Annotated in this window: 26 protein-coding genes and 2 pseudogenes; 14 read left to right on the top strand and 14 right to left on the bottom strand. The window is 71.0% G+C overall.

Going from position 1 to position 25,334, the window contains the following annotated elements:
• Positions 1-2: 2 nt before the first annotated feature.
• Positions 3-956, bottom strand: a complete 954-nt coding sequence (locus tag QMO76_RS08305; RefSeq protein WP_306360591.1) for a DUF2157 domain-containing protein — start codon at positions 954-956, stop codon at positions 3-5.
• A 44-nt stretch (positions 957-1,000) separates the two neighbouring features.
• Positions 1,001-1,654 carry a TetR/AcrR family transcriptional regulator gene (locus QMO76_RS08300; RefSeq protein ID WP_306360590.1) on the bottom strand — a complete coding sequence of 218 codons (654 nt, stop codon included), beginning with the start codon at positions 1,652-1,654 and terminating at the stop codon, positions 1,001-1,003.
• A gap of 104 nt (positions 1,655-1,758) precedes the next feature.
• On the opposite strand from QMO76_RS08300, the gene QMO76_RS08295 reads away from it, so the two are divergent.
• Genes QMO76_RS08295 through QMO76_RS08280 form a run of 4 tightly spaced genes read left to right on the top strand, consistent with a single transcriptional unit; the run spans position 1,759 to position 5,632 of the window.
• Positions 1,759-2,598, top strand: a complete 840-nt coding sequence (locus QMO76_RS08295) for an SDR family NAD(P)-dependent oxidoreductase (RefSeq protein ID WP_306360589.1) — start codon at positions 1,759-1,761, stop codon at positions 2,596-2,598.
• A gap of 12 nt (positions 2,599-2,610) precedes the next feature.
• Positions 2,611-3,534, top strand: coding sequence for a ferritin-like domain-containing protein (locus QMO76_RS08290; protein WP_306360588.1), 924 nt, complete (start codon positions 2,611-2,613; stop codon positions 3,532-3,534).
• On the top strand, positions 3,531-4,097 hold the full coding sequence (locus tag QMO76_RS08285) for an NAD(P)/FAD-dependent oxidoreductase (protein ID WP_306360587.1): 567 nt from the start codon (positions 3,531-3,533) through the stop codon (positions 4,095-4,097). Before QMO76_RS08290 ends, QMO76_RS08285 begins: the two co-directional genes overlap by 4 nt.
• Positions 4,094-5,632 carry an NAD(P)/FAD-dependent oxidoreductase gene (locus QMO76_RS08280; protein WP_306360586.1) on the top strand — a complete coding sequence of 513 codons (1,539 nt, stop codon included), beginning with the start codon at positions 4,094-4,096 and terminating at the stop codon, positions 5,630-5,632. The genes QMO76_RS08285 and QMO76_RS08280 overlap by 4 nt, the downstream gene beginning before the upstream one ends.
• A 135-nt stretch (positions 5,633-5,767) precedes the next feature.
• Here the strand turns inward: QMO76_RS08280 and QMO76_RS08275 are convergent, their stop codons facing one another.
• The 3 genes from QMO76_RS08275 to QMO76_RS08265 all read right to left on the bottom strand — a co-directional run bounded on the left by QMO76_RS08275 (position 5,768) and on the right by QMO76_RS08265 (position 10,424).
• The gene (locus QMO76_RS08275) at positions 5,768-6,532 is read right to left on the bottom strand and encodes an SWIM zinc finger family protein (RefSeq protein ID WP_306360585.1); all 765 of its coding nucleotides are present in this window, start codon (positions 6,530-6,532) and stop codon (positions 5,768-5,770) included.
• Positions 6,533-6,602: 70 nt separating this feature from the next.
• Entirely contained in the window at positions 6,603-9,854 is a 3,252-nt protein-coding gene (locus tag QMO76_RS08270) for a DEAD/DEAH box helicase (RefSeq protein WP_306360584.1), read from the bottom strand.
• 78 nt (positions 9,855-9,932) lie between these two features.
• A complete protein-coding gene (locus QMO76_RS08265) occupies positions 9,933-10,424 on the bottom strand; it encodes an FBP domain-containing protein (protein WP_306360583.1) in 492 nt (163 codons plus the stop codon).
• 57 nt (positions 10,425-10,481) lie between these two features.
• On the opposite strand from QMO76_RS08265, the gene QMO76_RS08260 reads away from it, so the two are divergent.
• The 5 genes and pseudogenes from QMO76_RS08260 to QMO76_RS08245 all read left to right on the top strand — a co-directional run bounded on the left by QMO76_RS08260 (position 10,482) and on the right by QMO76_RS08245 (position 13,428).
• Positions 10,482-11,117, top strand: coding sequence for a TetR/AcrR family transcriptional regulator (locus QMO76_RS08260; protein ID WP_306360582.1), 636 nt, complete (start codon positions 10,482-10,484; stop codon positions 11,115-11,117).
• Positions 11,118-11,212: 95 nt separating this feature from the next.
• Complete coding sequence (locus tag QMO76_RS08255; protein WP_306360581.1) at positions 11,213-11,872, top strand: HAD-IA family hydrolase; 660 nt, start codon at positions 11,213-11,215, stop codon at positions 11,870-11,872.
• Positions 11,869-12,027 (top strand): SDR family oxidoreductase, encoded by a 159-nt coding sequence (locus QMO76_RS35310; protein ID WP_372341923.1) that lies wholly within the window; start codon positions 11,869-11,871, stop codon positions 12,025-12,027. Before QMO76_RS08255 ends, QMO76_RS35310 begins: the two co-directional genes overlap by 4 nt.
• Before the next feature lie 183 nt (positions 12,028-12,210).
• Positions 12,211-12,573: a hypothetical protein gene (locus tag QMO76_RS08250; RefSeq protein WP_306360580.1), complete on the top strand. Its 363-nt coding sequence runs from the start codon at positions 12,211-12,213 to the stop codon at positions 12,571-12,573.
• Between the two features lie 198 nt (positions 12,574-12,771).
• Positions 12,772-13,428 (top strand): annotated as a pseudogene (locus QMO76_RS08245) (HNH endonuclease family protein).
• Here QMO76_RS08245 and QMO76_RS08240 read toward each other — a convergent pair.
• The 5 genes from QMO76_RS08240 to QMO76_RS08220 all read right to left on the bottom strand — a co-directional run bounded on the left by QMO76_RS08240 (position 13,369) and on the right by QMO76_RS08220 (position 17,418).
• Positions 13,369-13,725, bottom strand: coding sequence for a hypothetical protein (locus tag QMO76_RS08240; protein WP_306360579.1), 357 nt, complete (start codon positions 13,723-13,725; stop codon positions 13,369-13,371). The pseudogene QMO76_RS08245 and the gene QMO76_RS08240 overlap by 60 nt on opposite strands.
• Positions 13,726-13,787: 62 nt before the next feature.
• The gene (locus QMO76_RS08235; protein ID WP_306360650.1) at positions 13,788-14,597 is read right to left on the bottom strand and encodes a sulfurtransferase; all 810 of its coding nucleotides are present in this window, start codon (positions 14,595-14,597) and stop codon (positions 13,788-13,790) included.
• 180 nt (positions 14,598-14,777) lie between these two features.
• The gene (locus QMO76_RS08230) at positions 14,778-15,992 is read right to left on the bottom strand and encodes a benzoate/H(+) symporter BenE family transporter (RefSeq protein WP_306360578.1); all 1,215 of its coding nucleotides are present in this window, start codon (positions 15,990-15,992) and stop codon (positions 14,778-14,780) included.
• Between the two features lie 81 nt (positions 15,993-16,073).
• Positions 16,074-16,880, bottom strand: coding sequence for an SDR family oxidoreductase (locus QMO76_RS08225; RefSeq protein WP_306360577.1), 807 nt, complete (start codon positions 16,878-16,880; stop codon positions 16,074-16,076).
• A gap of 19 nt (positions 16,881-16,899) precedes the next feature.
• Positions 16,900-17,418 carry an Lrp/AsnC family transcriptional regulator gene (locus QMO76_RS08220; RefSeq protein ID WP_306360576.1) on the bottom strand — a complete coding sequence of 173 codons (519 nt, stop codon included), beginning with the start codon at positions 17,416-17,418 and terminating at the stop codon, positions 16,900-16,902.
• A 181-nt stretch (positions 17,419-17,599) separates the two neighbouring features.
• On the opposite strand from QMO76_RS08220, the gene pdhA reads away from it, so the two are divergent.
• Genes pdhA through QMO76_RS08205 form a run of 3 tightly spaced genes read left to right on the top strand, consistent with a single transcriptional unit; the run spans position 17,600 to position 21,438 of the window.
• Positions 17,600-18,679 (top strand): pyruvate dehydrogenase (acetyl-transferring) E1 component subunit alpha, encoded by a 1,080-nt coding sequence (gene pdhA, locus QMO76_RS08215; protein ID WP_306360575.1) that lies wholly within the window; start codon positions 17,600-17,602, stop codon positions 18,677-18,679.
• Positions 18,676-19,659, top strand: coding sequence for an alpha-ketoacid dehydrogenase subunit beta (locus QMO76_RS08210; RefSeq protein ID WP_306360574.1), 984 nt, complete (start codon positions 18,676-18,678; stop codon positions 19,657-19,659). The genes pdhA and QMO76_RS08210 overlap by 4 nt, the downstream gene beginning before the upstream one ends.
• 24 nt (positions 19,660-19,683) lie before the next feature.
• Positions 19,684-21,438 (top strand): dihydrolipoamide acetyltransferase family protein, encoded by a 1,755-nt coding sequence (locus QMO76_RS08205; RefSeq protein ID WP_306360573.1) that lies wholly within the window; start codon positions 19,684-19,686, stop codon positions 21,436-21,438.
• A gap of 62 nt (positions 21,439-21,500) precedes the next feature.
• Here the strand turns inward: QMO76_RS08205 and QMO76_RS08200 are convergent, their stop codons facing one another.
• Positions 21,501-21,959 carry a thioesterase family protein gene (locus QMO76_RS08200; protein WP_306360572.1) on the bottom strand — a complete coding sequence of 153 codons (459 nt, stop codon included), beginning with the start codon at positions 21,957-21,959 and terminating at the stop codon, positions 21,501-21,503.
• 85 nt (positions 21,960-22,044) lie between these two features.
• Positions 22,045-23,004: an AraC family transcriptional regulator gene (locus QMO76_RS08195; RefSeq protein ID WP_306360571.1), complete on the bottom strand. Its 960-nt coding sequence runs from the start codon at positions 23,002-23,004 to the stop codon at positions 22,045-22,047.
• A gap of 285 nt (positions 23,005-23,289) precedes the next feature.
• Here QMO76_RS08195 and QMO76_RS35305 point away from each other — a divergent pair.
• Positions 23,290-23,829, top strand: a pseudogene (locus QMO76_RS35305) (MFS transporter); the annotation flags it as partial.
• Here QMO76_RS35305 and QMO76_RS08185 read toward each other — a convergent pair.
• Complete coding sequence (locus tag QMO76_RS08185) at positions 23,731-23,946, bottom strand: hypothetical protein (protein ID WP_306360569.1); 216 nt, start codon at positions 23,944-23,946, stop codon at positions 23,731-23,733. The pseudogene QMO76_RS35305 and the gene QMO76_RS08185 sit on opposite strands and share 99 nt — an antisense overlap.
• Positions 23,947-24,046: 100 nt before the next feature.
• Here QMO76_RS08185 and QMO76_RS08180 point away from each other — a divergent pair, with 100 nt between their 5' ends.
• Positions 24,047-24,757 carry an MFS transporter gene (locus tag QMO76_RS08180; protein ID WP_372341919.1) on the top strand — a complete coding sequence of 237 codons (711 nt, stop codon included), beginning with the start codon at positions 24,047-24,049 and terminating at the stop codon, positions 24,755-24,757.
• 32 nt (positions 24,758-24,789) lie between these two features.
• On the opposite strand, the gene QMO76_RS08175 is transcribed toward QMO76_RS08180, so the two are convergent.
• Positions 24,790-25,323, bottom strand: a complete 534-nt coding sequence (locus QMO76_RS08175; RefSeq protein ID WP_306360568.1) for a MarR family winged helix-turn-helix transcriptional regulator — start codon at positions 25,321-25,323, stop codon at positions 24,790-24,792.
• Between the last annotated feature and the right edge of the window lie 11 nt (positions 25,324-25,334).

Here is a 25,334-nt window from a genome sequence, read left to right as displayed (position 1 = left end):
GCTCAGGAGCGCTCGCGCGTCAATGCCAGCGCGCCCACGCCGAGCAGCAGTGCGCCGAGCACCAGCACGGTGACGGCGGTCGCCGCCGCGTGCCCGCTCCAATCCCATACCGCCTGCGTCGTTCCGACGGCGACCGCGAGCACGCCGCCGATCACCAGCACCGGCGTGCGCTCGGTCGCGTAGACGCCGAAGCAGACGACGGCCACCAGCAGGGCGAGCAGGTACGACCAGCGTTCGTGGTCGAATCCCGCCACCTGTGCGCCGACGAGGGCGGTGGCGATGGCGATCACGTAGGTGGCCCAGTTGGGCGCGGTGACGCCGAATCGACCGGCCGCGAACCAGATTCCGCCCAGGATCACCAGCGCCACCCCCGTCCCCGTGCTGTCGGTGCCGATGAACTCGCCGCACACCCCGGCCACCGCCGACGCCGCGAACACCCCGCAGGCGAGCAGCCCCACCGGTGACGGTAGCGCCGCATAGCCGGCCAGTCCGACGATCAGCGCGGCGAGCATCGCCCACACCCAGGTGGCGCCGTCACCGGCGTCGTGGACGGCGGTGCCCACCAGCGCGGCCACGCACAGCGCGGTCAGTACGAACAGCACGGCCGCCAGCCGCGCCGCCACCGTGCGGTCGCCGTCGTCGCGGACGAACAGCGCCGCCGGACCACCGGCCAGCAGCACCCCGCCGACGACCAGCCCGATCGCCAGCACCGCCAGCACGAGAAGCTGTCCGCGCCGGTCCAGATCGTCCCAGGAGGAGTCGAGCAGCAGCAGGATGCCGCCGAGCAGCAGGCCCGCGCCCACATAGGCCGCGATCTCGGCGACGAGCCGCGGCCACGGCACCGGGGCCGTGCGCTCCTCGGCGAGCGCGGTGGACACGGCCGTCCGCTGCGCCTCGGTCAGCACGCCGTCGTCGACCAGCCGGTCCAGCGCGGACCCCACCCATCGTCGAGTCATGCGCCCAGTATGGGCGTACCGAGCGGTATCGCCCGGGAATTCGGCTACTCGCGGTCGGCGGCGATGGCCGCGGGATCGAGGTACTGCGTTCCGAGCAGGGTGGCGACCCGGCTGGCGTGGTCGATGATCCGCTCCGCATCGGCCTCGACGGCCCCGGTGCGCCAGGCGGAGAGCAGTTCGTTGAAACCGCCTATGCCCATGAGAACGCTCATGCGGAAATCGGATTCGTCCACCCCGGGCCGCAGATACGGCCGGGCGGTGGCGATGAGCAGATCGGTGGAATCGCCGAGCGTGGCCTTGCGGCGTTCCTCGAGCACCCGGCTGCCCGCGTGGTTGTCGAAGAGGATGCGCGCGTGCCCGTGGGTCTGCAGATCGACGGCACGGGTGACGGCCAGCCGCAGGATCTCCAGCGGAGTCCGATCCAGATGCTCGGCCACGACCGCGGACAGTTCGCCGAAGACCTCGAAGCACACCTCGTCCCAGACCGCGCCGAGCAGTTCGTCGCGGTCGGCGAAATGCTCGTAGAAGTAGCGGTCGTTGAGGGCGGCGCGGGTGCACACGCCGCGCATGGTGACCGCGGCCCAGCCGTGGTCCAGCCAGATCGCGAGTCCGGCCGCGATGAGCTTGCGGCGGCGCTGCGCACGGCGTTCCTCCGGGGTTCGGCCACCCCAGGTCCGGGCCGGTGCGCGCACGTTCATCATTGACAAATTACCCCATCGAGCGCCTAATTGGTGGCAGGCGCGGCCAATGGTGGCAGGTGACACCAGTTGAGCGGTCGCGGCGCTCGGCTTCGGGAGTTCCCATGCGACTCAACCCCTTCGGCGGATCCCGCCGCACCAGGTACGCGGACGCGGTGGTCACCGGCGCGGGCAGCGGCATCGGCCGCGCGCTGGCCGTCGAACTGGGCCGCCGCGGCGGGCGCGTGGTCTGCGCCGACATCGACACCGACACCGCCCGCGAGACCGTCGAACTGGTCGGTCAGGCCGGGGGCAAGGGTTTCGAGGTGTACTGCGATGTGGGCAGCGCCGAACAGGTGGCCGCCCTCGCCGACACCGCCGAACAGTGGTTCGGCAATCCCACCGACCTGGTCTGCAACAACGCCGGAATCGGCGCGGGCGGCGCACCCGTGGGCGAAGCGCCGCTCACCGAATGGCATCGGGTGCTCGACGTCAACCTGTGGGGCGTCGTCCACGGCTGCCACGTCTTCGCACCCCGCATGCGCGCAGGCGGGCACGGGGCCATCCTGAACACCGCCTCCGCCGCCGCCTTCGGCTCCGCACCGCGCATGGCCGCCTACAACGTGAGCAAGGCGGGCGTGCTGGCACTGTCGGAAACCCTCGCCGCGGAACTGGTCGGCACCGGGGTGACCGTCACGGCGCTGTGCCCCACGGCGGTTCGCACCCACATCCTCGACAACGCCGCCATCGACGACCCGTCCACCGCGCGGCTCGGCGATCTGCTGCTGCGCTGGACCGGACGCCCGCCCGCGAATATCGCCCGCGAAACCCTCGACGCCGTCGACCGCGGCCAGCTCTACGTGGTGCCGCAGGTCGAGGCCAAGCTCATCTGGCAGTCCAAGCGGCTGCTGCCCGTTCCGTACACCCGCGCCGCCGGACTCATCGAAAGGCTGGCGCGCCGATAAGGGAGCCGAACAATGGCGTTCGCCTATCCGGACATGCTGGAAACCATCCGGGACCGCCAGTGGGCACTGGCCGATATCGACTGGGACGCACCGGGAGCCGACCTCGTCACCGACGAACAACGGCCGACACTGGCCGCGTTCATGGCCGATCTGGTGTGGATCGAACACGTCGGAGCGCGCGGTTTCGCGGCCCTCACCCGCAAAGCGCCGCCCGGATCGCTGCGCGAGATCTACCGCTACTTCCACGCCGAGGAGCAGAAGCACGCCAATGCGGAACTGGCGCTCATGCGACGCTGGGGCATGCTCGACGGCGACGCCATGCCGGTGCCCAACAAGAACATCCGGCTCGTCATCGAATGGGTGGACCGCTACTCCGACGACCTCTCGCTGCCGGTGCTCGCCACCGTCATACCCTCGCTGGAATGCGCGCTGGACGGCGCGCTGGTGAAGTTCCTGCTCGACGAGGTCCGGGACCCGCTGTGCCACAAGGTGTTCCGGCACATCAACAGCGACGAGTCGCGACACCTCGCCGTCGGCTTCCAGGTGCTGGAACAGCTCGGCGCGGGCCCGCTGCGCCGCATCGCCATCGAAACGGCAGGATACACGCTGCGCCCCACCCTGCTGCTCGGCGCGCTGGTGTACACCCCGCTGCTGTCGCGCATGTCGGCCAACATCATGGCCATGGGGCTCGACGAGGAGAAGCTCTGGAATGCGGTGCGGCGCTACGAGAAAGCCGGGGAGCGCAGCCCGAGCATCAAACGGGTGCCGCTCTATCACGTGGTGCGGCTGCACGGGCGCGCCACCATCAACCGACTGCAACCGTTGCAGGCGGTGAACGACGGACTCGGACGGGTCATCGACCGGTTCCCGGTGCGGATGCTCGGCAGGGTGCCGTCCTGGTCCCAGGAGCTGACCTACGAACCGGTGGCGGAATGAACGCGGCGGCCGCCCGGGTGGACGCGTTCTCCGACTGGGGCGCACGGGGCGGCGGGGCACGCCCACCGCGCGGTGCGGACTCCTTCACCGGGCCGCAGCTGCACTGCGACCGGTGGACCGACCAACTACCGCTGGACGGAGCGCGGGTCGCGGTGATAGGCAGCGCGGCGGCGATCGCGCGGGTGCTACCCAGGGTGGCCGAGCGCGCCCGGAAAGTCACCGTCTTCCAACATGATCCGGTGTGGGTGCTGCCGCGCCCGCCGCTGCCGTACCTCACCGCGGCGGCCGCCACGGTGGCGCGACTGCTGCCCTTCGGACTCGCCCGCCGGGCCGCCGCCGCGAATCTGCGCCTCCAGGTGCCGGATTCGTGGACCCGCCGCCAACTGACCCCGGAATCACCCGCCCCGGTCACCTGCCACAACCACTACTACCGGGCGCTGCACCGTCCCCACGTCCGGCTCATCACCTGGCCGATCGCCCGGCTCGCACCGCACGGCATCCGGACCGTGGACGGTATCGAGCATCGGGTGGACTGCGTCATCTACGCCGAGGAGACCTCATGAACGCAAGCGTCGTCGACCACCAGATCGTCATCATCGGTGCGGGATTCTCCGGCATCGGCGTGGCGATCATGCTGCGCGAGCACGGCTTCGACGACTTCCTGATCGTCGACGAGGCCGACGGCGTGGGCGGCACCTGGCACTGGAACACCTATCCCGGCATCGCCGTGGACATTCCGTCGTTCAGCTACCAGTACTCGTTCGAACAGCAGCGCGGCTGGTCCCGGATCTACGCGCCCGGCCGGGAACTGAAGGCGTACGCCGAATACTGCGTCGGCAAGTACGGGCTGCGCCCGCGGATCCGGTTCGGCACCACCATCGCCCGCGCCGACTACGACGACGACCTGCACCTGTGGCGCCTGCGCACCAGCGCGGACGAGGAGATCACGGCGCGCTGGGTGGTGGGGGCCACCGGCGTGCTCACCCGGCCCAAACTGCCCGATATCCCGGGGGTGGAACGGTATTCCGGGATCGTCATGCACACCGCGCGCTGGGACCACGGCCAGGATCTCGGGGGCAAACGCGTGGGCATCATCGGCACCGGGGCCTCGGCGGTGCAGATCATTCCGGAGATCGCGCCGGAGGTCGCGCATCTGACCGTCTTCCAGCGCACCCCCATCTGGTGTCTGCCGCGACCGGACCGGGAACTGCCCGGGGCCGTCCGCCTGCTGATGGGGCTGCCCGGGGGCCGCCTGCTCACCCGGCTCGCCAGTCAGACCTTCGTCGAACTGACCTTCCCGCTCAGCGCGCACTACTACGGACTGCTGCCCATCGCCAAGGTGGGCGAGCGCGTCGGACTGGCCCACCTGCGCGATCAGGTGCACGACCCCGAGGTGCGCGACAAGCTGACGCCGCGCTACGCCCTCGGCTGCAAACGGCCCGGATTCTCCAACGACTACCTCGCCACCTTCAACCGGTCGAACGTGCGGCTGGAGACCGATCCGATCGCCGAGATCACCGAGACCGGATTGCGCACCGCCGGCGGGAACCACCACCCGGTCGACGTGCTCATCATGGCGACCGGGTTCAAGGTGATGGAATCGGGGAATATGCCGACCTTCGACCTGCACGGCAGCGGCGGCGTGCGGCTGGAGGACTGGTGGGACGACAACCGGCTGCAAGCCTACGAGGGCGTGAGCGTGCCCGGCTTCCCGAACTTCTTCTCCATTATCGGACCGTACGGGTACAATGGCTCGTCGTACTTCGCGCTCATCGAGATGCAGACCCGGCACATCCTGCGGGTGCTGCGCAACGCGCGGAAGCGGCGGGCGACCCGGGCGGAGGTCACGCCGGAGGCCAATGCGCGCTTCTTCCGGGAGATGCTGAATCGCCGTGGCACCCAGGTGTTCTGGCAGGACAGCTGCGCACTGGCGAACAGCTACTACTTCGACGAGAACGGCGACGTGCCGCTCAAGCCGATGAGCACGCTGGAGGCGGCATGGCGGGCCGGTCACTTCGACCTGGACGACTATCGGTTCGACCGGCTCCCCGAGCATTCCGAGCCGGAACGGCGGTCGCGACGGGTCGCCGCGCGGTGAACCGGCGAACGCGCTGGGTCGGGCCGACTCCCACCGACTGACGACACCGCCCGCACAGGGCGGAATCCGTGCCGGGCTACCGGGTTTCAGCGCGGGGCTGCGGTATCGGCTTCGGCGCGGGGCGCCGAATCGGCTTCAGCGCAGGGCGCGATAGAGCGCGCGGAGGTGACGCAGGCCCGTCTCCGCTGTGGGCTCGTCTTCTGCCGCCATCCGCAGGGCTCGGCGTAGTAGGGCCGGGTCGAGATCTTCGGGGGCCGGGTGGAAATCGGGGCGCGGGAGCGCGGGGAGCGCGGACTCCTCGCCGTAGATATCCACCTGCTCCGGCGGGTTCGAATCACGCTGCACCGCGCCGATCAAGGTCTCCAGATCCACGCCGCGCAGGGTCAGCAGATCCTTCGGATGGTCGTCCAATCGCTCCGCCAGGATGTAGCAGACGGCGGCGACGTGTTTGCACGGCCATCCCGAGTCCGGGCAGGAGCAGGCGAAGTCCAGTTCGCTGACAGTGGTCGGGAGGATGAGCGATCCCAACGCGGACGGCAGTGTGCCCGAGGCTATCTCGGCGAGCATCCCGGGGGTCTGCCGCACGGTGGCGACCAGCTCGTCCAAGCGATCGTCACGCAGCTGGCGCATGGTGAGGACGGCGGTGAAGGGACGCGGCTGACTGCCCTGCACCTCGGCGTGCACCGCACCGGGCTCCAGGTGATAGCTGACGACCTGACCGGCGCGGGCGTAGGTGCGGCCGCGAGTCAAACGACCGCGATCGGCGACCTGCTCGACGGCCTCCAGGAAGGCGCGGCCCCACCGCGTCTTGGCGAAACCGCCGCGCTGGCTGCGGGATTCGACGCCCCCGCGCACCGGGCGGCGCTTGCCGAACGCGCTGTAGTCGACGTAGTCGCTCATTCTGCGTCCTTTCGGGCGTGAGCGGAGCGCTGCGTGGTTACGCTGCGCTGCCGCCGCCGCGCTCGAGCGCTCACTCCCCCACCGCCTCGGAACCGAGGGCGAACAGGTCGCGCAGTTCGTCGTCGCCGAGTTCGGTGATCCAGTTCTCGCCGACACCCACCGTCAGATCCGCGAGTTGGCGCTTGCCGGAGAGCATGTCGTCGATGCGCTCCTCGATGGTGTCCACGCACACCAGCTTGCGGACCTGGACGTCGCGACGCTGGCCGATGCGGAAGGCGCGGTCGGTGGCCTGGTTCTCCACCGCCGGATTCCACCAACGATCCAGGTGCACCACATGATTGGCGGCGGTGAGGTTCAGGCCGGTGCCACCCGCCTTGAGCGAGAGCAGCATGAGCGGCGGGCCGTCGGACTCCTGGAAACGGGTGACCATGGTGTCGCGGCGCTGCTTCGGGACGCCGCCGTGCAGGAAGGGGATCTGCACGCCGAAGCGTTCCGTGAAGAAGGGGGCCACCAACTCGCCGAACTCGCGGAACTGCGTGAACAGCAGGGCGCGTTCGCCGTCGGCGAGGACGGCCTCGAGCACGTCCTCGACCAGGGCCAGCTTGCCGGAGCGGTGGCGTCCGCGGCGCAGCACGCCGGAACCGTCGCCGAGGAAATGCGCGGGATGGTTGCACACCTGCTTGAGCCGGGTCAGCGCGGCCAGCACCGCACCCTTGCGCCCCATGTCCTCCTTGGATTTCGCGGCCTTCAGCCGCTGCGTCATATCGTCGAGAACCGCCTGGTAGAGCGCGGCCTGTTCGACGGTGAGATTGGCGCGCACCGTCATCTCGATCTTCTCGGGAAGGTCGGAGATCACCGCCGGATCGGTCTTGACCCGGCGCAGCACGAACGGGGAGGTGATGGCGCGCAGGCGGGCCACGGCGTTCTCGTCGCGCTCGCGCTCGATGGGCACCGCGAAACGGGCGTGGAAATCCGAGGGTTTGCCCAGCAGTTTCGGATTGGCGAAATCCAGGATGGAGCGCAACTCCTCGAGCCGGTTCTCCACCGGGGTTCCGGTGAGCGCCAGGCGATGTCGCGCGGGCACCGCCCGGGCGGCGCGTGCCTGCCTGGTCGCCGCGTTCTTGATGTGCTGCGCCTCGTCCAGCACCACGCGCTGCCATTCCTGCCGCTTCAACTCCTCCACGTCGCGGGCCAACAGCGCGTAGGTGGTGACGACCAGATCCGAGTCCTGCACGGCCGCATCGAATTCCGCACCCGTCCGCCGTCCGGCACCGTGGTGCACCAGCACCCGCAGCCCGGGGGTGAACCGTTCCGCCTCCCGCTGCCAGTTGCCCACCACGGACATCGGGCACACCAGCAGGGTGGGGGCGGGACCGGCGACGACGGGCGAGTGCGGCGCGGCGGTGTCGGCCGGGTGGACTGTCGCGGGGTCACCGGCCGTGCGCACCCGCTCGGCAGGGGCGGCCGCCCCGTGCGCGGAATCCGGCCTGGGTGGCGGGGTTTCGCGCTCGTGCACCAGCAGCGCCAGCACCTGGATGGTCTTGCCGAGGCCCATGTCGTCGGCGAGGACGGCACCGCAGCCGAGGCGGGACATGGTGGCCAGCCAGGTGAGGCCGCGCTGCTGGTAGGGGCGCAGTTCGGCCTTCAGGCCGGAGGGTGGATCGACCGGTTCGGTCGGGTGCTCGGTGTCGAAAAGCTCTGCCGCCCAACCGGTCGCGGTGATCGACTCGAGCGGGACGCGGGTCACCGGATTGGCGGCGAGTTCGGCGAAGAGACCGCCGATGGTGGTGGAGGTGGCGTCGGCTCGACCCGATACGTACTCCGCGGCGGCGGCCAGCACTCGATGGTCGGCCTGCACCCACTGCCCGCGCAGCTGCACCAGATCCGACTTGGCGGCAATGATGCGCGCCATCTCGGCGGGCGTCAGCACGGTGTCGCCGAGGGCGAGCTCCCACCGGTAGGACACCAGACCCCCGAGCCCGACCGCCGTTTCGGTCGCGGCGGGGCTCTGCACCCGCAGCCGCAGACTGGGTGTGGTGATCCGCCAGGCCCGCGGCAGCAGCAGCCGCACCCCCGCCGACTGCAATGCCTGCGCCCCGTGCGCCACCAGATCCATCACCACCTCGGTCGGCAGCAGCAGATCCATGCTGTGCGGGTCGCCGGGCAGATCCCGCAGCCGCGGATACGCCTGTTTGGCGGCGGCCAGCTTCTCCCCCGCCACCCGCACCGCCTGCGGATCGCCCGGCAGCAGCACCGGCTGCGGCGCCTCGCCCTCGGTGTGCAGGCACACCTCCAGCCGCCACAGCACATCCGCCGCCTCCGCCTCCGCGTCCGGCGGTTCCAGCAGGCGCAGCACCAGTTCGGGTTCATCGGCGGTCAGACTCGTCCGCCAGTCCTCCAGCACCGACGCCAGCCGATGCGACCCGATCTCCAGCGGCCCGTCCCCGGCCAGGGCGGCGAGCAGCGGATGCGGGCCCACCCGGGTGGCGTGCACCGGATGGTCGTCCGGCCCGGGGTAGCCCTCCGCCGCCGCCAGGCTGTCCCGCAATGCCGCGGTCAGTGATTCCGGATCGTCGGCCGCCACCGCGCCCTCGTTTCGCGATGCCACCGCCCGCCGAGCGCGACTCGCGGGCGATCCGACCCCCGCCGCACGTGAGGTGTCCCGAACCGATTCATCGCCCGTGGGCGTGGCGGCAGCGCGGGCCGATCCGCCGATCACCGCGGTGCCGGTGATCTCCGCCGAGTGCGTCGCACTGCTCGCTGTCTCGGCCGAGATTCCGTCGGCCGATAGCGATGGCGCCGCTTCCGCCAGTCGCAGCCGGGTGATCGGGTCGGCGAGTTCGCCGGTGAAGTCCTCCAGCAGCGCGGACGGCCGCCCCACCGTGCGCAGCGCGGCGGGCATGGCGACCGCCAGCTCCGCCAGCCAGGCACGCTGCCGCTGGCCGCCCAGCAGCCGCCAGCGCACCCACCATTCGCCGTCGTCGCGGCGCACCTCGGGCACCACCCGACCGGCTCCCACCCAGCGGTCGATACCGCGTGCCACATGCGCGAGAAACCGCAGATCCCCCGCCACCGCCCGCGGCGGCAACTCCTGCAACAGCACCCGCGCCGCCGTCTCGGGAGCCAGGGCGTGCCCCCGCACCGTGACCTGCTCCGGCCCCTGCGCGCCGGGCACCAGGACCTCGGCCCGATGCCGGAACCGCGCCGTCCGCACGATCGACCCCAGCGGATCCGGCAGTTCGCCCACGACCGCCCCGGCATCGCCGTCCGGCCGATGCCACAGCACCAGCCCGGACCCCGGCGACCACAGTCCGTGCAGCATCCGCCCATCAAATCAGCCGGGTCCGACAAGCCCGCGCCCGGCCCGCGCCCGGCCGCCGGGTGCTCCGGCGCGGGCCGCTCACCCCAGCACGCGGGCGACGAATCCGTCGATACGCCGGACGAGCTGCGCGATGCGCGTCTCGGTGGGCAATGCCTGTTCGGGCTGGTTGCCGCCGAGTGGTTTGCGGCCGCGCACATACAGCGAACAGCAGAAGTCGGCGCACATGTAGGTACCCACGCTGTTGCCCGCCTTGCCCGCGGCTCCGGCCTTGCGCGCGGTGAACAGGTTCGTCCCGCCGACGCGGTGGACCGCGTGGCACAGCTCGCACATGCCCGTGCGGGGCCGAGGGCCGTCGCTGCTCGCCGCCCGCAGTTCGATGCCGACCAGCCGCCCGGCGTGCTCGGCGACCAGATAGGCGCGGCGGGGCGCACGCGGGTCGATCCAGCCGACATAGTCCAAATCCGGCCAGGGCATGTCATCGAAGTCGCGGGGCAATGTCATCGTCCGGACGGCGCTTCGGGAGCTGTTCACGAAACAGCGGGCGATGTCGTCTCTGGTGGTGTCCTGCATTCCGGCAATTCCTTCTACGATCGTTTCATGTAACGATCGTAGTATAAACTGCTCAGCATGGGACGCCCCAAAGACGCCGAACGACGGCGTGAACTTCTCGACGGATGCCGCGACTACGCGGACGAACACGGACTGTTCGGACTCACCCTGCGCCCGCTGGCCGATCACCTCGGAACCTCGACCCGCAATCTCCTGCATCACTTCGGCAGCCGGGAAGCCCTGATCACCGAGATCGTCGACCACACCCTCGACGACTACCTCGCGATCTCCCGGCAGCTGCTCTCCCGCATCCGGGAGTTCTCCTCGGACCTCCCCCCGACCGCCGAACACGTGGCCGGCGTCGTCGCCGAAGGCCTCGATTACGCCTGGACCCAAGCCCACCTTCCGGAGGGTCGCCGCCGGACCGCCATGTTCTTCGAGATCTACGCGGCCGCGACCCGAGACCCCGAGCTGCGTCGACGCTTCCTCGACCCGGTCGTCACCGAATGGCTGATCCCACTGGCGGCGGCACTGGAAGCAGCGGGCACGCCACCCGAAACCGCCCGCTCCCTCGCCGCCCGCATCCTCGCGGTCCATCGCGGCCTGCTCTTGGAGTATCTGGCGCTGGGCGACGACCCGGCCACCGCAGCCGCCCACCGCGATGCCGTTCGGGCCGCCCGATCCGACATCCTCGAGCAAGCCCGTACCCGGTGAGACCGGTTGCACAACAAAGGCTTTCGCGGGCGGCTCGCCAGGCGTCGACGTCGGCGCGCATTGCCACGCCGGGAAAGCGTGGTTATAACCAGTACATGACGGTTACCGCCACGCTCACCGCCCGCGCCCTGCTGCTGGACATGGACAGCACCCTCGTCAATTCCGAAGCCGTCGTGGAGCGACTATGGCGGACCTGGGCCGCCACCCACGGGCTGCCGATCGAGGAGGTGCTGGCGGTGGCGCACGGACGGCAGGGCTGGGCGACCATGGCCGCCCTGCTGCCCGACCGGCCCATGGAGCTCAATCACGCCGACAATGACCGCATGCTGCGGGAGGAGACCACCATCGTGGACGGCGTGGTGCCGATCCCGGGCGCGCCCGAGTTCCTGGCGGCGGTCGCGCACCTCCCGCACGCGCTGGTGACCTCGGCGGATATCGCGCTCACCGAGGCCCGCATGGGTGCGGCCGGGCTGCCCGTACCGACGGTCCGCATCACCGCCGAATCGGTCACGGTCAGCAAGCCGGATCCCGAGGGGTTCCTGAAGGCCGCCGCCGAACTCGGCCTCCCACCCGGGGACTGCCTGGTCTTCGAGGATTCCGCGGCGGGTATCGCCGCGGGCAAGGCGGCGGGCATGCGCGTCGTCGGCGTCGGCCCGCGCGCGGCCGCCCACGCCCCGACCGCCCACGTGCCCGACCTGACCGGCATCCGCGTCGAGGAGCGGGGCGACGGACTGATCGCCGTGCACATCCACTGAACTCCATCAAGCGGGAGGAGACCGCACGCATCCCGCTGCGCCGCCGCGGGGTCCCCGCAGAGGTCGCGGCCTGGATACTGCGTGTGAGCGAACCGGCGGCCGCCTGGATCACCGGTCAGGTCATCACCGTGGACGGCGGTCTGGAACTCGTCTGAAACCGGACGAGCCGAGGGGATACCAAACCGGGCGATTTTGGAACATACTGGGATATCCGCTGGTCACCGCGCGTGGACGGTGGCTGCTGCGCTTCAGCGGCGATCGGGCGGGACGCACCGGCAACAATCCATCGCGGCACCAGCCAGGGCCGCGACGACTCGATACCGAGGGAGGCCGTGAAGATGACGATTCTGCTCCAAGTGCTCGAGCAGAGCTTCACGCCCACAACGCCGTGGGAGCGGCGGAAATTCACCTTCGTGGACACGACGAAAATCGTGGGGATGCGCCTGGACGGCCAATCGGGGGTGTGGCTGGATCTGTCCCGACCGGGGGAATCTCAGCGGTTGGCCCGCACGGCCGATCCGCGGGACGCCATCCAGTTCCTGCTCACCACCTTCGCCAAGATCGCCGAGTGCGAGGATCGCGGCGGATCGTGGCTGATCGGGCACGACGGCGCGCACTGCGAGACGATCGCGGCCACCCGTATGCCACCGCAGATGTCGGAGACGTCGGCCGACGATCTGCTGGCGCGGGCCTGGCTGTAGTCCCGGCAACCGGCGCGGCGAACACGCAACCGGTGCGAAGTCCTACGAAATCCGCGTGGCGTGCGCCCACGCGGGTAGAAGTGAGATGTGCGGATTCTGAGCGGGATTCGGTGGACGGCGCGAGCGGCTGCGGTGGGGGTGCCGACCGGGGCCACGCTCGACCGGCGCTGGCGTTGGCTCGCTGGTTCGAGCGCGGTACTGATCGCGCTGAGCGGCTGCTCGGCGATCGGCCCGCGGGCCGCGCCCGCGCCCGGCAGTCCCTCGCGCGCCCAGCTCGAGGACCTGCTCGCGCGGGTGCGGGTGTTGCCGACCCGCCCGCGCCCCGGCGGGTACGAGCGCGGCTGCAAGGCCGGTCAGGGCTGCGTCTTCGGCCCGGCGTGGACCGATGACCACGATGCGCCCGGTGGCCACGACGGCTGCGACACCCGCAACAATGTGCTGGCCGGACAGTTGACCGGGGTCGGGTTCCGTCCCGGCAGCACCTGCGTGGTGATCTCGGGCCACCTCGACGACCCCTACACCGGCCGCCGACTCTCCTTCGAGAAGGCCGATGCCGGAGCCGTCCAGATCGACCACGTCTACCCGCTGGCCGCCGCCTGGGATATGGGGGCCGCCGGCTGGCCGCTGGACCGCCGCATCGGCTTCGCCAACGACCTCGACTTCAATCTCCTTGCCACCGAAGGCAGGACGAACCAGGACAAAGGCGACAGCACCCCCGCCGAATGGCTCCCACCCGCCGCCGCCAACCACTGCTTCTACGCGGCCAAGTAGCTGACCGCCGCCATGCAGTACGACCTACCCGTCACCACCGCCGACAAGGCGGTCCTCCAACAGGTCGCCACCGGCTGCCCCTGACGTGCCGAATCTGGTGAACCCGGTCAGCCCCGGCCGAACCGTCACCGTCCCGACGGGCCCGGAACGCAGCCCGGCGATCACCTCGTCGGACATCTCCCCGTAGGTCTCGAAGGACTGCACCGTGCAGTGCTTCATCACATCCTGGATGTAGGGGTCGGAGAGCTTCCAGTGCGCGAGCACGGCCTCGGAGTCGGGATAGAGCTGGAAACTGTGCGCCAGACCGCGCTCCTCGTCGAGGAAGACCTGCACCGTCAGCTGTGGTCCGTGCTCCGCCACGAAGGCCACCGCTCGCCGCACGGCCGCCGTGAACTCCTGGTCAAGCCGGACGGCCGGTGGCGGCGATCACCCGCCCGCCGGGTTCAGGCGGTCGCCACCGGGCGCTTCGGGTCGTTGGACCACTGGGACCAGGAGCCCGGGTAGAGGGCCGCGTCGATGCCGGCTACGGCGAGCGCGGCTACCTGGTGGGCGGCGGTGACGCCGGAGCCGCAGTAGACGGCCACCTTGCCGTCGCCGAAGGCGGTGAAGCGGGAGCGGAGTTCGGCGGGCGATTTGAAACAGCCTTCGGCGGTGAGGTTTTCGGCGGTGGGGGCGCTGTGTGCGCCGGGGATGTGGCCCGCGCGCGGGTCGACGGGCTCGGTGTCGCCGCGGTAGCGTTCGCCCGCTCGGGCGTCGAGGAGCAGGCCGGGCCAGGTGGCGGCGGTGTCGGCGTCGATGGTGGCGAGGTGGCCGGAGGTGAGGACCACGTCGCCGGGGACGGGGTCCGGTTCGGCACCCGCGGCGAGGTCGCCGCCCGCGCGCTCCCAGGCGGGGAGGCCGCCGTCGAGAATGCGGACATCGGGGACACCGGCCCAGCGCAGCAGCCACCAGGCGCGGGCCGCGGCCATACCGCCGGTGGCGTCGTAGGCGATGACGGTGTCACCGGTGCGCACGCCCCAACTGCGCGCGCACTTCTGCAACTGCGCGAGTTCCGGCAGCGGATGCCGACCCCGCGCCGGGGACGGCGGGGCGGAGAGCTCGGTCTCCAGATCCACGAACACCGCGCCCGGGATATGCCCGTCCAGGTAGTGCTGTGGCCCGTCCGGGTCACCCAGCGCCCAGCGCACGTCCAGCAGACGCACCCGAGAATCCGCCTGCGACAACAGCTCCCGCAGTTCCTCCGCCGCAATCAATACCGCGCTCAAGCCCACTCCCAGTCGCAGAATTCCAGCACGAACACCGAATGCCCACCACCCTACGCAGCCCCGCCCCACCCGCACAGCGGCACCGCCGACGCGCACGGCGGACCGGCACACCCGCCCAGCGGTCGGCCACCGCGGCCCTATCGGCCGCGGCGATCGAACCGGCCCCGTTCAGCCGGTCGGGCGAAGAAACCACCGGACCACGAGCCCGGCGACCAGCGCCCAGAACGCCGCGCCGATACCGAGCAGCGAGATGCCGGAGGCCGCGACCAGGAAGGTCAGGGCGGCGGCGGAGCGGTGTTCGGCGGGGGCGAGGGCGGCGGTGAGCGCCGCGGCCAGAGTGGCGATGAGGGCAAGGGCCGCAACGGTTTCCAGCACGCCATCGGGGGCGGCGGCGACCAGGGTGACCAGGGCGGCGGAGACCAGCGCCAGCAGCAGGTAGGTACCACCGGCCGACGCGGCGGCCACCCAGCGGCGCTTCGGATCGGGGTGGGCGGTCGGGGCCGCCGCCAGCGCCGCGCTGATGGCGGCGAGATTGATGGCGTGCCCGCCCGCCGGAGCGCCCAGGATGGTGCCCAGCCCGGTGACGGTCATGGCCGGTCGCCACGGCACCCGATAGCCGAAGGAACTCATGACCGCGGTGCCGGGAATGTTCTGGGCCGCCATGGTGACGATGTAGAGCGGCACCGCCACCCCGATCACCGCCTGCCAACTCCAGTGCGGCACGGTCGGTTCGAATCGGGGCACCATGGCCGACAGTTCGAGTCCGCGCCCGGTCACCGCGATCTCGATGCCCGCGCCGACCGCCGCCACCGCGAAGGCCGCCAGCACCGCCCAGCGCGCGGCGTAGCGCTGGAGGACCAGCCACACCGCGATCACCGGAACCACCACGGCCGGGCTCACGGTGAGCGCGTGCATGGGCGCGAGGCACAGCGGCAGCAGCACGCCCGCCAGCATGGCCTGGGCGATCTCCACCGGAATGGCCGCGATGAGCGCGCCGAGCCGCTGCCAGTATCCGGTCACCACGATGAGCGCGCCGGTGATCACGAACGCGCCCACCGCCGCGGGCCAGCCGCCCGCCACCGCCCCGGTGCTGGCCAGCAGCGCCGCACCCGGCGTCGACCAGGCCAGGGTGATGGGCATCCGGTACCGGCGGCTCAGGATCAGAATCCCGAGCCCCTGCGTCACGCAGACCGCCATGAGTCCGGAGGCGGCCTGCGCCGAGGTCGCGCCCACGGCGGTGAGGCCGGCGAGCACCACCGCGAACGAACTCGTGAACCCCACCAGCGCGGTGACGATCCCGGCTCCGATCGGCTGACCGAGGCCGACGGGGCGGTCCGGTTCGGCCGCGACAACGGCGCCGTTCTCCACTTCGGTGCTGCTCATCGGGCTATTTTGTCGTCGGACCGGACCGCCGGTCTCCAGCCAATCGCCCGAAACTGGACTGAAATCCAGGAGCCGGGCGGTTCAGCTCTCCAGGGAATGCCGGTAGCGCCGCATGCCCGCCAACCAGCGGTCGTAGTCGGAGCCCTTGAAGCGGTACATGTCGAGCACTTCGGGATGCGGCAGGATCAGGAAGTCCTCGGCGGCGACACCGGCCAGAATCGCATCGGCCACCTCGTCCGAGGACAGCACCTTGCCCGCCGTGACCACGGCCCGGATCGCCGTCTCCGCCGCGGCCGCCGCGTCGGCGCTCTCGGCGCCCGCGCGCAGCAGCGCGGTGTCCACGCCCATGGGGCATACGCAGCTCACGCGAATCCCCTTGTCCCCGTAGGTGACCGACAGCCATTCCGCGAACCCGACGGCGGCGTGCTTGGTCACCGCGTACGGGGCGGACCCGATCTGGGTGAGCAGCCCGGCCGCCGACGCCGTGGCGACGAAATAGCCGCTGCCCCGCTCCAGCCACCCCGGCACCAGCAGCCGCGCCGCGCGCACATGGGCCAGCACATTCACATCCAGCGCGGACTCCCACTGCGCGTCGGCGCTGTCCAGCCCGCGTCCGCCGAAAATGCCCGCGTTCGCGAAATACAGGTCCACCGGACCGAATTCGCGCTCGGCCCGGTCGATCAGCTCGCGGATCACCGCCTCGTCGGCGACGTCACCGGCCACCGCGACGGCGGCCGCTCCGAGCGAATCGGCCACCTCCCGAACGGCCGTGGAGTCGATATCCGCCAGCACCACCCGCGCGTGCGCGGACACCAGCGTCGCGGCCAGCGCCGCCCCGATTCCCGATCCCGCACCCGTGACAATGGCTACCTTGCCCGAAACGTCCATAAGGCACCGTATCCGGGTCTCATTCGACGGAGCGGGCGACCACCCCGTTCACCCCGGCGAGCCGGTCCAGCAGCGGGGTGGTGCGCGGGCCGACGAGTTCGCGCATGACCAGGGCCATATTGGTGCGCTCGACACCCGGGATCTTCAGGATCTGCCCGGTGATGCGGTACAGGTCGTCGGCGTCGCGCGCCACCACCCGCACGGTCAGATCGGTCGGGCCGGTCATTCCGCACGCCTCGGTGACCTCGGGAATCTCGGCGAGTTCGGCCACCACCGCATCGAGTCGATGCTGATCGACCACCACCGCGACGAAGGCCGCCAGCGGATAGCCCAGCGCCCGCGGGTCCACCCGCCGCTCGACGCTGGCCAGCAGTCCGGCCGACTCCCAGCGAGCCAGTCTGGCCTGCACGGTATTGCGGGACAGTCCCAGGCGCGCGGCCAGCTCGACGCCGGTCGCGCGGGGGTTGGCGACCAACTCCAGCAACATGCGCGCATCGGTGGCGTCGATTGCCCCGCTTACCGGCTCCCTACTGGACATAGGAATCAGTTTGCCATGGGAACAGCCCGATCTACCGAGCATTCTGCACAGTTGCCGCGCGTCGGCTTGCGCAGTTCGCCCCAGCGAGGAAGCTGTGTGATACAGGACACGTACACCTTCGCCCACCGGGACACAATCCCCCGGCGACCCGGTGTACCGGTGCTTCGAGGAGGCGATACCCATGCCCGAGAAGACCACCTACCCGGTGCAGCTCGTACAGCCCGACGGCCGCCGCGTGCACGATCGCGTACACGCCCCGCTGATCGCCGACATCGACGGCGACACCCTGCGCGTGCTCTACACCGATATGGTGATCGCCCGCCGCATCGACGTGGAGGCCACCGCGTTGCAGCGGCAGGGCCAACTCGGACTGTGGCCGCCGCTGCTCGGCCAGGAGGCCGCGCAGATCGGTTCGGCGCACGCCCTGCACCCCGACGACTACGTGTTCTGCAGTTACCGCGAAGCGGGCGTCGCCCATGTGCGCGGGGTGCCGCCGGAACAGCAGACCCGGCTCTGGCGCGGTGTCGCCCACTCCTGCTGGGACGCCGACGCGGTCAAGATGACCAATCCCGCCATCGTGGTGGGCGCACAGGGCCTGCACGCCACCGGCTACGCCTACGCGGCGCACCTGGAGGGCGCGGAGATCGCCACCATCGCCTACTTCGGCGACGGCGCGACCAGCCAGGGCGATATCGCCGAGGCGCTCGGCTTCGCGGCGAGCTGGGACGCGCCGGTGGTGTTCTTCTGCCAGAACAACCACTGGGCCATCAGCGCTCCGGTGCGGGTACAGAGCGCCACGCCGCTCGCCCGCCGCGCCATCGGCTACGGGATTCCGGGCGTGCAGGTGGACGGCAACGACGTCCTCGCGGTGCTGGCGGTGACCCGGCAGGCCATCGACCATGCCCGAGCGGGCGGCGGGCCCAGCTTCATCGAGGCCATCACCTATCGGATGGGGCCGCACACCACGGCCGACGATCCGACCCGCTACCGAACCTCGGCGGAACTCGAACTGTGGCAGCGCCGCGACCCCATCGACCGCCTGCGGCGGCTGCTGGAGCGGGAAAGGCTGTGGGACAGCGATTTCGAGCAGCAGGTCGCCGCGCGGGCCGACGAGGTGGCCGGGCGGCTGCGCTCGGCCACCCTCGCCATGCCCGATCCCGCACCCGAGGAGCTGTTCGACCACGTCTACGCCACCCCGCACCCGCTGATCGAGCAGGAGCGCCGCGAGTACCTCGCCTACCTGGAGGGAGCCCGGTCATGAAGACGACATTCGCCGGAGCCGTCAATTTCGGCCTGCGCCGGGCGCTCGAGGACGACCCCCGGGTGGTGCTGATGGGTGAGGACATCGGCCGGCTCGGCGGGGTCTTCCGGGTCACCGACACCCTGCAGAAGGACTTCGGGAACAACCGGGTGATCGACACGCCGCTGGCCGAATCCGGGATCGTCGGAACGGCTTTCGGAATGGCGTTGCGCGGGCTGCGGCCGGTGTGCGAGATCCAGTTCGACGGATTCGTGTATCCGGCGTTCGACCAGATCGTGTGTCAGGTAGCCAAGATCCACTACCGGACCAAGGGAAAGGTGGTGGCTCCCATCACCATCCGCATTCCCTACGGCGGCGGCATCGGGTCGGTGGAACATCACTCGGAGTCCCCGGAGGCGTACTTCGCGCATACCGCCGGGCTGCGGGTGGTGTCACCGAGCACCCCGGCCGACGCCTATCTCATGATCCGCCAGGCGATCTCACTGGACGATCCGGTGATCTTCTTCGAGCCGAAACGGCGGTACTGGGACAAGGCCGACGTGGATTTCGACGGGCTGGACCGCGGCGAAGGACTGCCGCTGGACCGCGCCCGGGTGTGCGTCACCGGCAGTGACGCCACCGTGGTCGCCTACGGCGGCACCGTGGCGACCGCGCTGGCGGCCGCGAAGATCGCCGAGGCGGAGGGCACTTCGTTGGAGGTGATCGATCTGCGCAGCCTGTCGCCCATCGACTTCGACACCATCGAGGCGTCGGTGCGCAGGACCGGACGGCTGGTGGTGGTGCACGAGGCCCCGGTATCGGGCGGGCTCGGGGCGGAGATCGCCGCCCGGATCACCGAGCGGTGCTTCTATCACCTGGAGGCCCCGGTCTTGCGGGTCGGTGGCTTCGACATCCCCTATCCCCCCGCTAAGCTCGAACGGCACCACCTGCCCGACCCCGACCGCGTCCTCGCCGCGGTCGACCGCACGCTAGCCGCCTGACCGTACTGCCACGGAGGTTGCCCGGTGGAAGATCAGCAGGTTCTCGAGTTCCGACTGCCCGACCTCGGTGAGGGCCTGACCGACGCCGAACTGGTGTCGTGGTCGGTGGCGGTCGGCGACCGCGTGGAACTGAACCAGACCATCGCCGAGGTGGAGACGGCCAAGGCCCAGGTGGCGCTGCCCTGCCCCTACGCGGGGACGGTACTCGAACTGCTCGCCGAACCCGGGGACACGGTACCGGTGGGCGCACCGCTGATCCGCATCGCCGGGGCGGACGCCACACCGGAACGGCAGTCGGTGCTGGTGGGCTACGGCCCCGACAGCGAACCGCAATCCCGCCGCGCCCGCGCCGCCGCCGCCAAAACCGCTGCGTCCGAGGGTGATTCGAGTGCCAACGGCGATGCCGCCACGACGCGGGCACCGGATGCCGCCGAGACCGATCCGGCAGCGACGGCTGCGCCGGATCTGCCCGGCGCCGGGTCACCGAGGAGGGCCGTTGCGGCGAGCACGCGCGGCGGGGAGTCCGAAGCCAACCGCGAGGCGGACGCCGGAACCCCCCGGGGCGCGCACACCGGAGCAACGGACACCCGGGCCACCCGCGACACGGGTGCCGGGGCCGAAGCCGCCGGGGCTACCCGCGACCCGGACACCGGAGCCGCCCACGGCGTTGGATCCGGAGCAGCCTCGGATGGGGCGTTCGGAATTGCCGCGGCACGCGGCCTCGGGGACGCTCGGGTCGGCAGCGAGGGGTTGGGGGACCGGGTCGGTACGACGCGCCCAGCCGCCGTTCCGGCCGCGCGGAAGCTGGCACGGGAGTTGGGCATCGACCCGGCCGCGGTGGTGGGGACCGGGCCGGACGGGGCGATCACGGTGGCCGATGTACAGCGGGCCCGGGATGCGGCGGCCTCGTCGCAGGGCGGTGCCGCCGCATCCGGGAGCGCGCCCGAGCGTGAGCGCGCGGGGACCCGTGGCGGAGTGGTGGCGCGCGGTGACGACGGCGGACAGCTTCCGATTCACATCGCGCCGCCGGTGCCGTCCATGCGACCGGATGCGGGGATGGCGCGGCCGGCGCCCACCGAGCGGGAGACGCGCACGCCCGTGAGCGGGATTCGCAAGCGCACGGCGGCGGCGATGGTGGCGAGCGCGCGGGATATTCCGCAGGCCAGCACCTTCGTCACCGCGGATTTCACCGGGTCCATGGAACTGCTGGATCATCTGCGCGGCACCCCGAGCTTCGCGGGACTCTCGTTGACGCCGCTGGCGCTGGTCGCCAAGGCGACGCTGGTCGCGCTGCGCGAGTTCCCGGAGCTCAACGCGGTGTGGGACGAGGCGAATCAGGAGATCGTCACCAAACACTATGTGAACCTGGGTATCGCGGTCGCCACCGAACGCGGACTGCTGGTGCCGAATATCGCCGAGGCGCAAGCCATGAGCCTGCGCGACCTGTGCGGGGAGATCGGGCGGCTGGCGGAATCGGCGCGCGCCGGGACGGCGACGCCGACCGAACTGACCGGCGGCACCTTCACCATCACCAATGTGGGCGTCTTCGGCGTGGATACCGGTGTGCCCCTGGTGAACCCGGGCGAGGCGGCGATCCTGTGCCTGGGTTCCATCCGGAAGCGGCCGTGGGTGCACCGCGACGAGCTCGCGGTGCGCTGGGTGACCACGCTCGGCTCGAGCTTCGATCACCGGCTGGTGGACGGCGAGCAGGCGGCGCGCTTCCTGGCGAGTGTGGCCGCGCTGGTGGAGGATCCGCTCACCCTGCTCGGCCGGGTCTGACCGCCGGGATCGGCCGGGGCCCGACCGCGGTGGCGGAAACGTTTCCCGCCACCGCGTGGGCGTCAGGCGTCGGCCGCCTCCGATTCCAGGATCTCGGTGACCACCAGGGGTTCGGCGGCCGCGCGGATGACGGCCGGGATCTCGATCGGCTGCCGGGTCACCTCGTCGACGTAGACGTGCACGAAAGTGCCGGTGGCGGCGAGCTTGAGCGTATCCCCGGCCTCACGGAAGATGGCGAGTTCGTAGCTGATGCTGGAGTTGCCGAGCCGGGCGATGCGGATACCGACCTGCAACTGGTCCGGAAAGCTCAGGGAGCCCAGGAATTTGCAGGAGGTCTGCGCCACGATGCCGATGGCGGGTAGGTCCCGCGTATCGGTGCCGGTGGCATGCATCAGCCACGCGTTCACCGCGGTGTCGAAGTACGAGTAGTAGGTCACGTTGTTGACGTGGCCGTAGTGGTCGTTGTCCGCCCAGCGGGTCGGAACCGGCCACAGCACCGGGTAATCCTGCTCCGAAGTCACCTCGCTGACGATAGTGGGAGGGTGCGGACCGGGCGCGGGGTGTTCGGTTCGAGGCCAGCGCGCTCCGGGGAGACGGGTCGCTGCCTCAGGCCGTGCGTTCCCGCACCGCCGCCTCCCGGTGGTCGCGCGGGCTCATGCCGAAGTGCCGCTTGAAGGCCGTGCTCAGGGCGAAGGCGCTGCCGTAGCCGACCCGGCGGGCGATGGCCTCGAGCGTGGCATCGGATTCGTGCAGCAGATCCGCGGCCAACGCGAGCCGCCACTCGGTCAGGAAGGTCATCGGCGGTTCACCGACGAGTTCGGTGAACCGGCGGGCCAGCGCGGCACGCGAGACGCCCACCTCGGTGGCCAGCGCGGCCACCGTCCACGGGTGCGCCGGATTGTGCTGCATGAGGCGCAGCGCCTTGCCGACCAGCGGATCGGCGTAGGCGTGATACCAGGCGGGCGCGTCGGAGCGGGCGAACCAGGCACGCAGCGCGGCGATGGTCAGCAGGTCGAGCAGCCGGTCGAGCATGGCACCCTGGGCGGGCAGCTCCTTGGCGGCCTCGTCGACCAGCAGATCCAGTACACGCGTGTCGAATTCGCCCGAGCCGAGCACGATGATGGGCGGCAGGGCGCGCAGCAGCCGCCGCCCGGTCGCGGATTCCTGCTCGTAGGTCCCGGTGACCAGCACCGTCTCGGCGTCGACGGCGGTGCCCCAACTGCGCACGCCCAGGCTGAGTGTCTCGCAGAGCACTTCGCCGTCGGGGGTGGTGGTGATCTGCCCGGGGTGGATGATCACCTGCGGGGCGGTGCCGGGGTCGTCGGCGACGGTGTAGTGGTCGGGGCCGCGGAAGACGGCCACATCGCCGGTGTGCAGCGGGCGCGGCGCGACCGGCTTGCCGTTGCGGGCGTCGGGCACGATCCACCCGCCGCCGCGCACCACCGCCACCACGGTCAGGGGCGCACCGTCCTCGATCCGCAACGACCAGGGCGGATCGAACGAGGACCGCATGACGAACGCGCCGCGCGCGCGAGGTCCTTCGAGCAGGCTGGCCAGTGCGTCCACAACCAAGACGATGGCAAATGCGGGCGCGCTTCTCAACCATGTTCGCGCGCGGCGGCATCCGGTGTACTGGATCCAGGCGAGGCGATCGGCATCCCACCGACCGCCGCCGGATTTCCGAGGTGGCGGCGAGACGGGCGGCGCGGCGCGGAACTTGTCGGTACCCCGGAATAGAATCGAAGGCAAACAGGTTGAACCGCATAATAATCGGAGCCTCATCCACAGCGTCGACGATGCCGCCGCGATGGGGGTTACGAGGAGCTTCCGCCAGCCGGTAGCGTCGGACCGATGGTCGCTCCGACGTCCGCTCCTCCGCTCCGTGCGGCACGCATCGCATTGTTCGCGGTGTTCGGCCTGAACGGGCTGGTGTCGGCCATGTGGTTCGTGCACATTCCGGCCGTGACGGAGCGGACCGGGGTGTCGCACTCCACCCTCGGCATGCTGATCCTGCTCATGTCGGCCGGTGCGATCGGCAGCATGCAGCTGGCCGGTGCGCTGACCGACCGGTTCGGCAGCCGCGCCGTCACCGCCGCGTCGGCCGTCCTCACGTCCGTGGCGATCGTCGGCCCCGCCTTCGCCACCGGCCCGGTCACGCTGGGGGCGGCGCTGATCGGGTACGGCATCGGCTTCGGCGCGCTCGACGTCGCCATGAACGCCCATGCGGTGGAGGTGGAATCGCGCTACGACCGCCCCATCATGTCGGCCTTCCACGCCCTGTTCTCCGGCGGCTCATTGGCGGGCGCGCTCGCCGGGGCCGCGGCCCAGCGCGCCGGAGCCGATATCCGGCTGACCATGATCGCCACCGCCGCCGTGGGGTCGGCCGTGATCGCCCTCGCCGCCCCGCGCCTGCTGCCCCGCGCCGACGGCATGCGGAAGCAGGCCGCGAGCGTGCCCCACGCCGAGCCTGCCGCCGTATCCGCCGAACCGCTCGGATGTCCCCCGCAACCCGAGGAACGACCGAACGGCCCGCGAGACCGGGCCGTCGCATCGCCCGGGAGACCGCCGACGTCTGCACCGCGAGGGTCGGCCGCAGCGCGCGAGGGGTGTGACCCCCGCAGCGCCGGGGTCACACCCCTCCGCGCCCAGCGACTCGCACGCCACCGCGTCCAGCGGGCCGCTGGCACCGGTGCCGAGCGAGGCCGAGGCGCGGGCGGAGTTGAGCTTCGCGCAGCACGGCCCGTCGGTGTCGTCGGCGTCCACCCTGCGGAAGGTGGTGGCCTTGGCGGCGGTGGCGTTCGCCATGCTGATGGCGGAGGGGGTGGTCGGGGACTGGAGTGCCTTGCAGATGAGCGAGCGGCTCGGGGTCGAGGCGGGGACGGCGGCGCTGGCGTTCGCGGCCTTCTCGGTCGCCATGACGGTGGGGCGGCTGTGCGCCGATCGGGTCAGCGGGCGGTTCGGTCCGGTGGCCGTGGTGCGGTGGGGGTCGCTGCTGGCGGCCGCGGGGTACACGCTGGTCGTGCTGTCGCCGTGGACGGCGCTGACCGTGGTCGGCTGGGCGCTGTGCGGGATCGGGCTGTCCGGTGGGGTGCCCCAGGTGTTCACGGCGGCGGGCAATCTCGGCTCCGGTACGGCCGCCACGGATATGTCCCGCGTCTTCGGCATCGGCTATCTGGGCCTGCTGGCCGGGCCGGTGATCATCGGCTGGCTCACCGAACTCGTCCCGCTCAGCACCGCCATGCTGTTCCCCCTGACCGCCATGCTGGTGTGCGCCTGGTTCGCCCGCATCGTGGCCCCGCCGCCGGGCAGCGGGCGGTAGCGTCGCGACCGACCACCGAAACCGAGTGACGCTCAGGCGCTTTCGGGCTCCTCCAGGCACCGCGTGTGCTCGGCGAAGTCGTCGAGCATGCGGTGGTTGAGGATGGCGAGGGCGCACAGATCCTCGGAACTCCAGTCCGCCAGGGCTTCTCGCATCCAACGCCGCTGCACGGTACGGATGGCGTCCACGGCGGCGCGGCCGGAATCGGTGAGCCGGACCCGTTGCGCCCGGCGGTCCGCGGGATCGGCGACCCGCTGCACGAACCCGTTCCGCTCCAATCGCTGCACCTGCCGGGTCACATGCGGCGCTTCCACATCGAGCCGAGCGGCCAACTCCCCCAAGCGCAGCGGCTCGTCGGCGTCGGCGAGCATGCGCAGCAGCGGCACGCTCGCCCGGTCCACGGTGATTCCGCAGGCGGTGACGGCCCGGTCGTGTCGCCGCGCCCGGGTGAGCAGGTGCGCGAGCCTGGACATGGCGCGTTCCAATTCGACGATGTGCGCCGCCGCGTCGGATGCGGTGTTGGGTGCCGCGGCGTTCGATTCGGAGGTGGCCTTCGGGGGAGGCATGCGGTTATCCT

This window comes from Nocardia sp. CC227C (genome assembly GCF_030767025.1).
Taxonomy (GTDB): Bacteria; Actinomycetota; Actinomycetes; order Mycobacteriales; family Mycobacteriaceae; genus Nocardia.
Note: the sequence above shows the minus strand (reverse complement) of the source record. Positions and strands in the feature narration are given on the sequence as shown.

Bases quoted from the DNA above. Each gene is read 5' to 3' on its own strand.
- QMO76_RS08305 (WP_306360591.1), bottom strand. From the start codon at position 956: ATGACTCGACGATGGGTGGGGTCCGCGCTGGACCGGCTGGTCGACGAC.
- QMO76_RS08300 (WP_306360590.1), bottom strand. From the start codon at position 1,654: ATGAACGTGCGCGCACCGGCCCGGACCTGGGGTGGCCGAACCCCGGAG.
- QMO76_RS08295 (WP_306360589.1), top strand. From the start codon at position 1,759: ATGCGACTCAACCCCTTCGGCGGATCCCGCCGCACCAGGTACGCGGAC.
- QMO76_RS08290 (WP_306360588.1), top strand. From the start codon at position 2,611: ATGGCGTTCGCCTATCCGGACATGCTGGAAACCATCCGGGACCGCCAG.
- QMO76_RS08285 (WP_306360587.1), top strand. From the start codon at position 3,531: ATGAACGCGGCGGCCGCCCGGGTGGACGCGTTCTCCGACTGGGGCGCA.
- QMO76_RS08280 (WP_306360586.1), top strand. From the start codon at position 4,094: ATGAACGCAAGCGTCGTCGACCACCAGATCGTCATCATCGGTGCGGGA.
- QMO76_RS08275 (WP_306360585.1), bottom strand. From the start codon at position 6,532: ATGAGCGACTACGTCGACTACAGCGCGTTCGGCAAGCGCCGCCCGGTG.
- QMO76_RS08270 (WP_306360584.1), bottom strand. From the start codon at position 9,854: ATGCTGCACGGACTGTGGTCGCCGGGGTCCGGGCTGGTGCTGTGGCAT.
- QMO76_RS08265 (WP_306360583.1), bottom strand. From the start codon at position 10,424: ATGCAGGACACCACCAGAGACGACATCGCCCGCTGTTTCGTGAACAGC.
- QMO76_RS08260 (WP_306360582.1), top strand. From the start codon at position 10,482: ATGGGACGCCCCAAAGACGCCGAACGACGGCGTGAACTTCTCGACGGA.
- QMO76_RS08255 (WP_306360581.1), top strand. From the start codon at position 11,213: ATGACGGTTACCGCCACGCTCACCGCCCGCGCCCTGCTGCTGGACATG.
- QMO76_RS08250 (WP_306360580.1), top strand. From the start codon at position 12,211: ATGACGATTCTGCTCCAAGTGCTCGAGCAGAGCTTCACGCCCACAACG.
- QMO76_RS08230 (WP_306360578.1), bottom strand. From the start codon at position 15,992: ATGAGCAGCACCGAAGTGGAGAACGGCGCCGTTGTCGCGGCCGAACCG.
- QMO76_RS08225 (WP_306360577.1), bottom strand. From the start codon at position 16,880: ATGGACGTTTCGGGCAAGGTAGCCATTGTCACGGGTGCGGGATCGGGA.
- QMO76_RS08220 (WP_306360576.1), bottom strand. From the start codon at position 17,418: ATGTCCAGTAGGGAGCCGGTAAGCGGGGCAATCGACGCCACCGATGCG.
- pdhA (WP_306360575.1), top strand. From the start codon at position 17,600: ATGCCCGAGAAGACCACCTACCCGGTGCAGCTCGTACAGCCCGACGGC.
- QMO76_RS08210 (WP_306360574.1), top strand. From the start codon at position 18,676: ATGAAGACGACATTCGCCGGAGCCGTCAATTTCGGCCTGCGCCGGGCG.
- QMO76_RS08175 (WP_306360568.1), bottom strand. From the start codon at position 25,323: ATGCCTCCCCCGAAGGCCACCTCCGAATCGAACGCCGCGGCACCCAAC.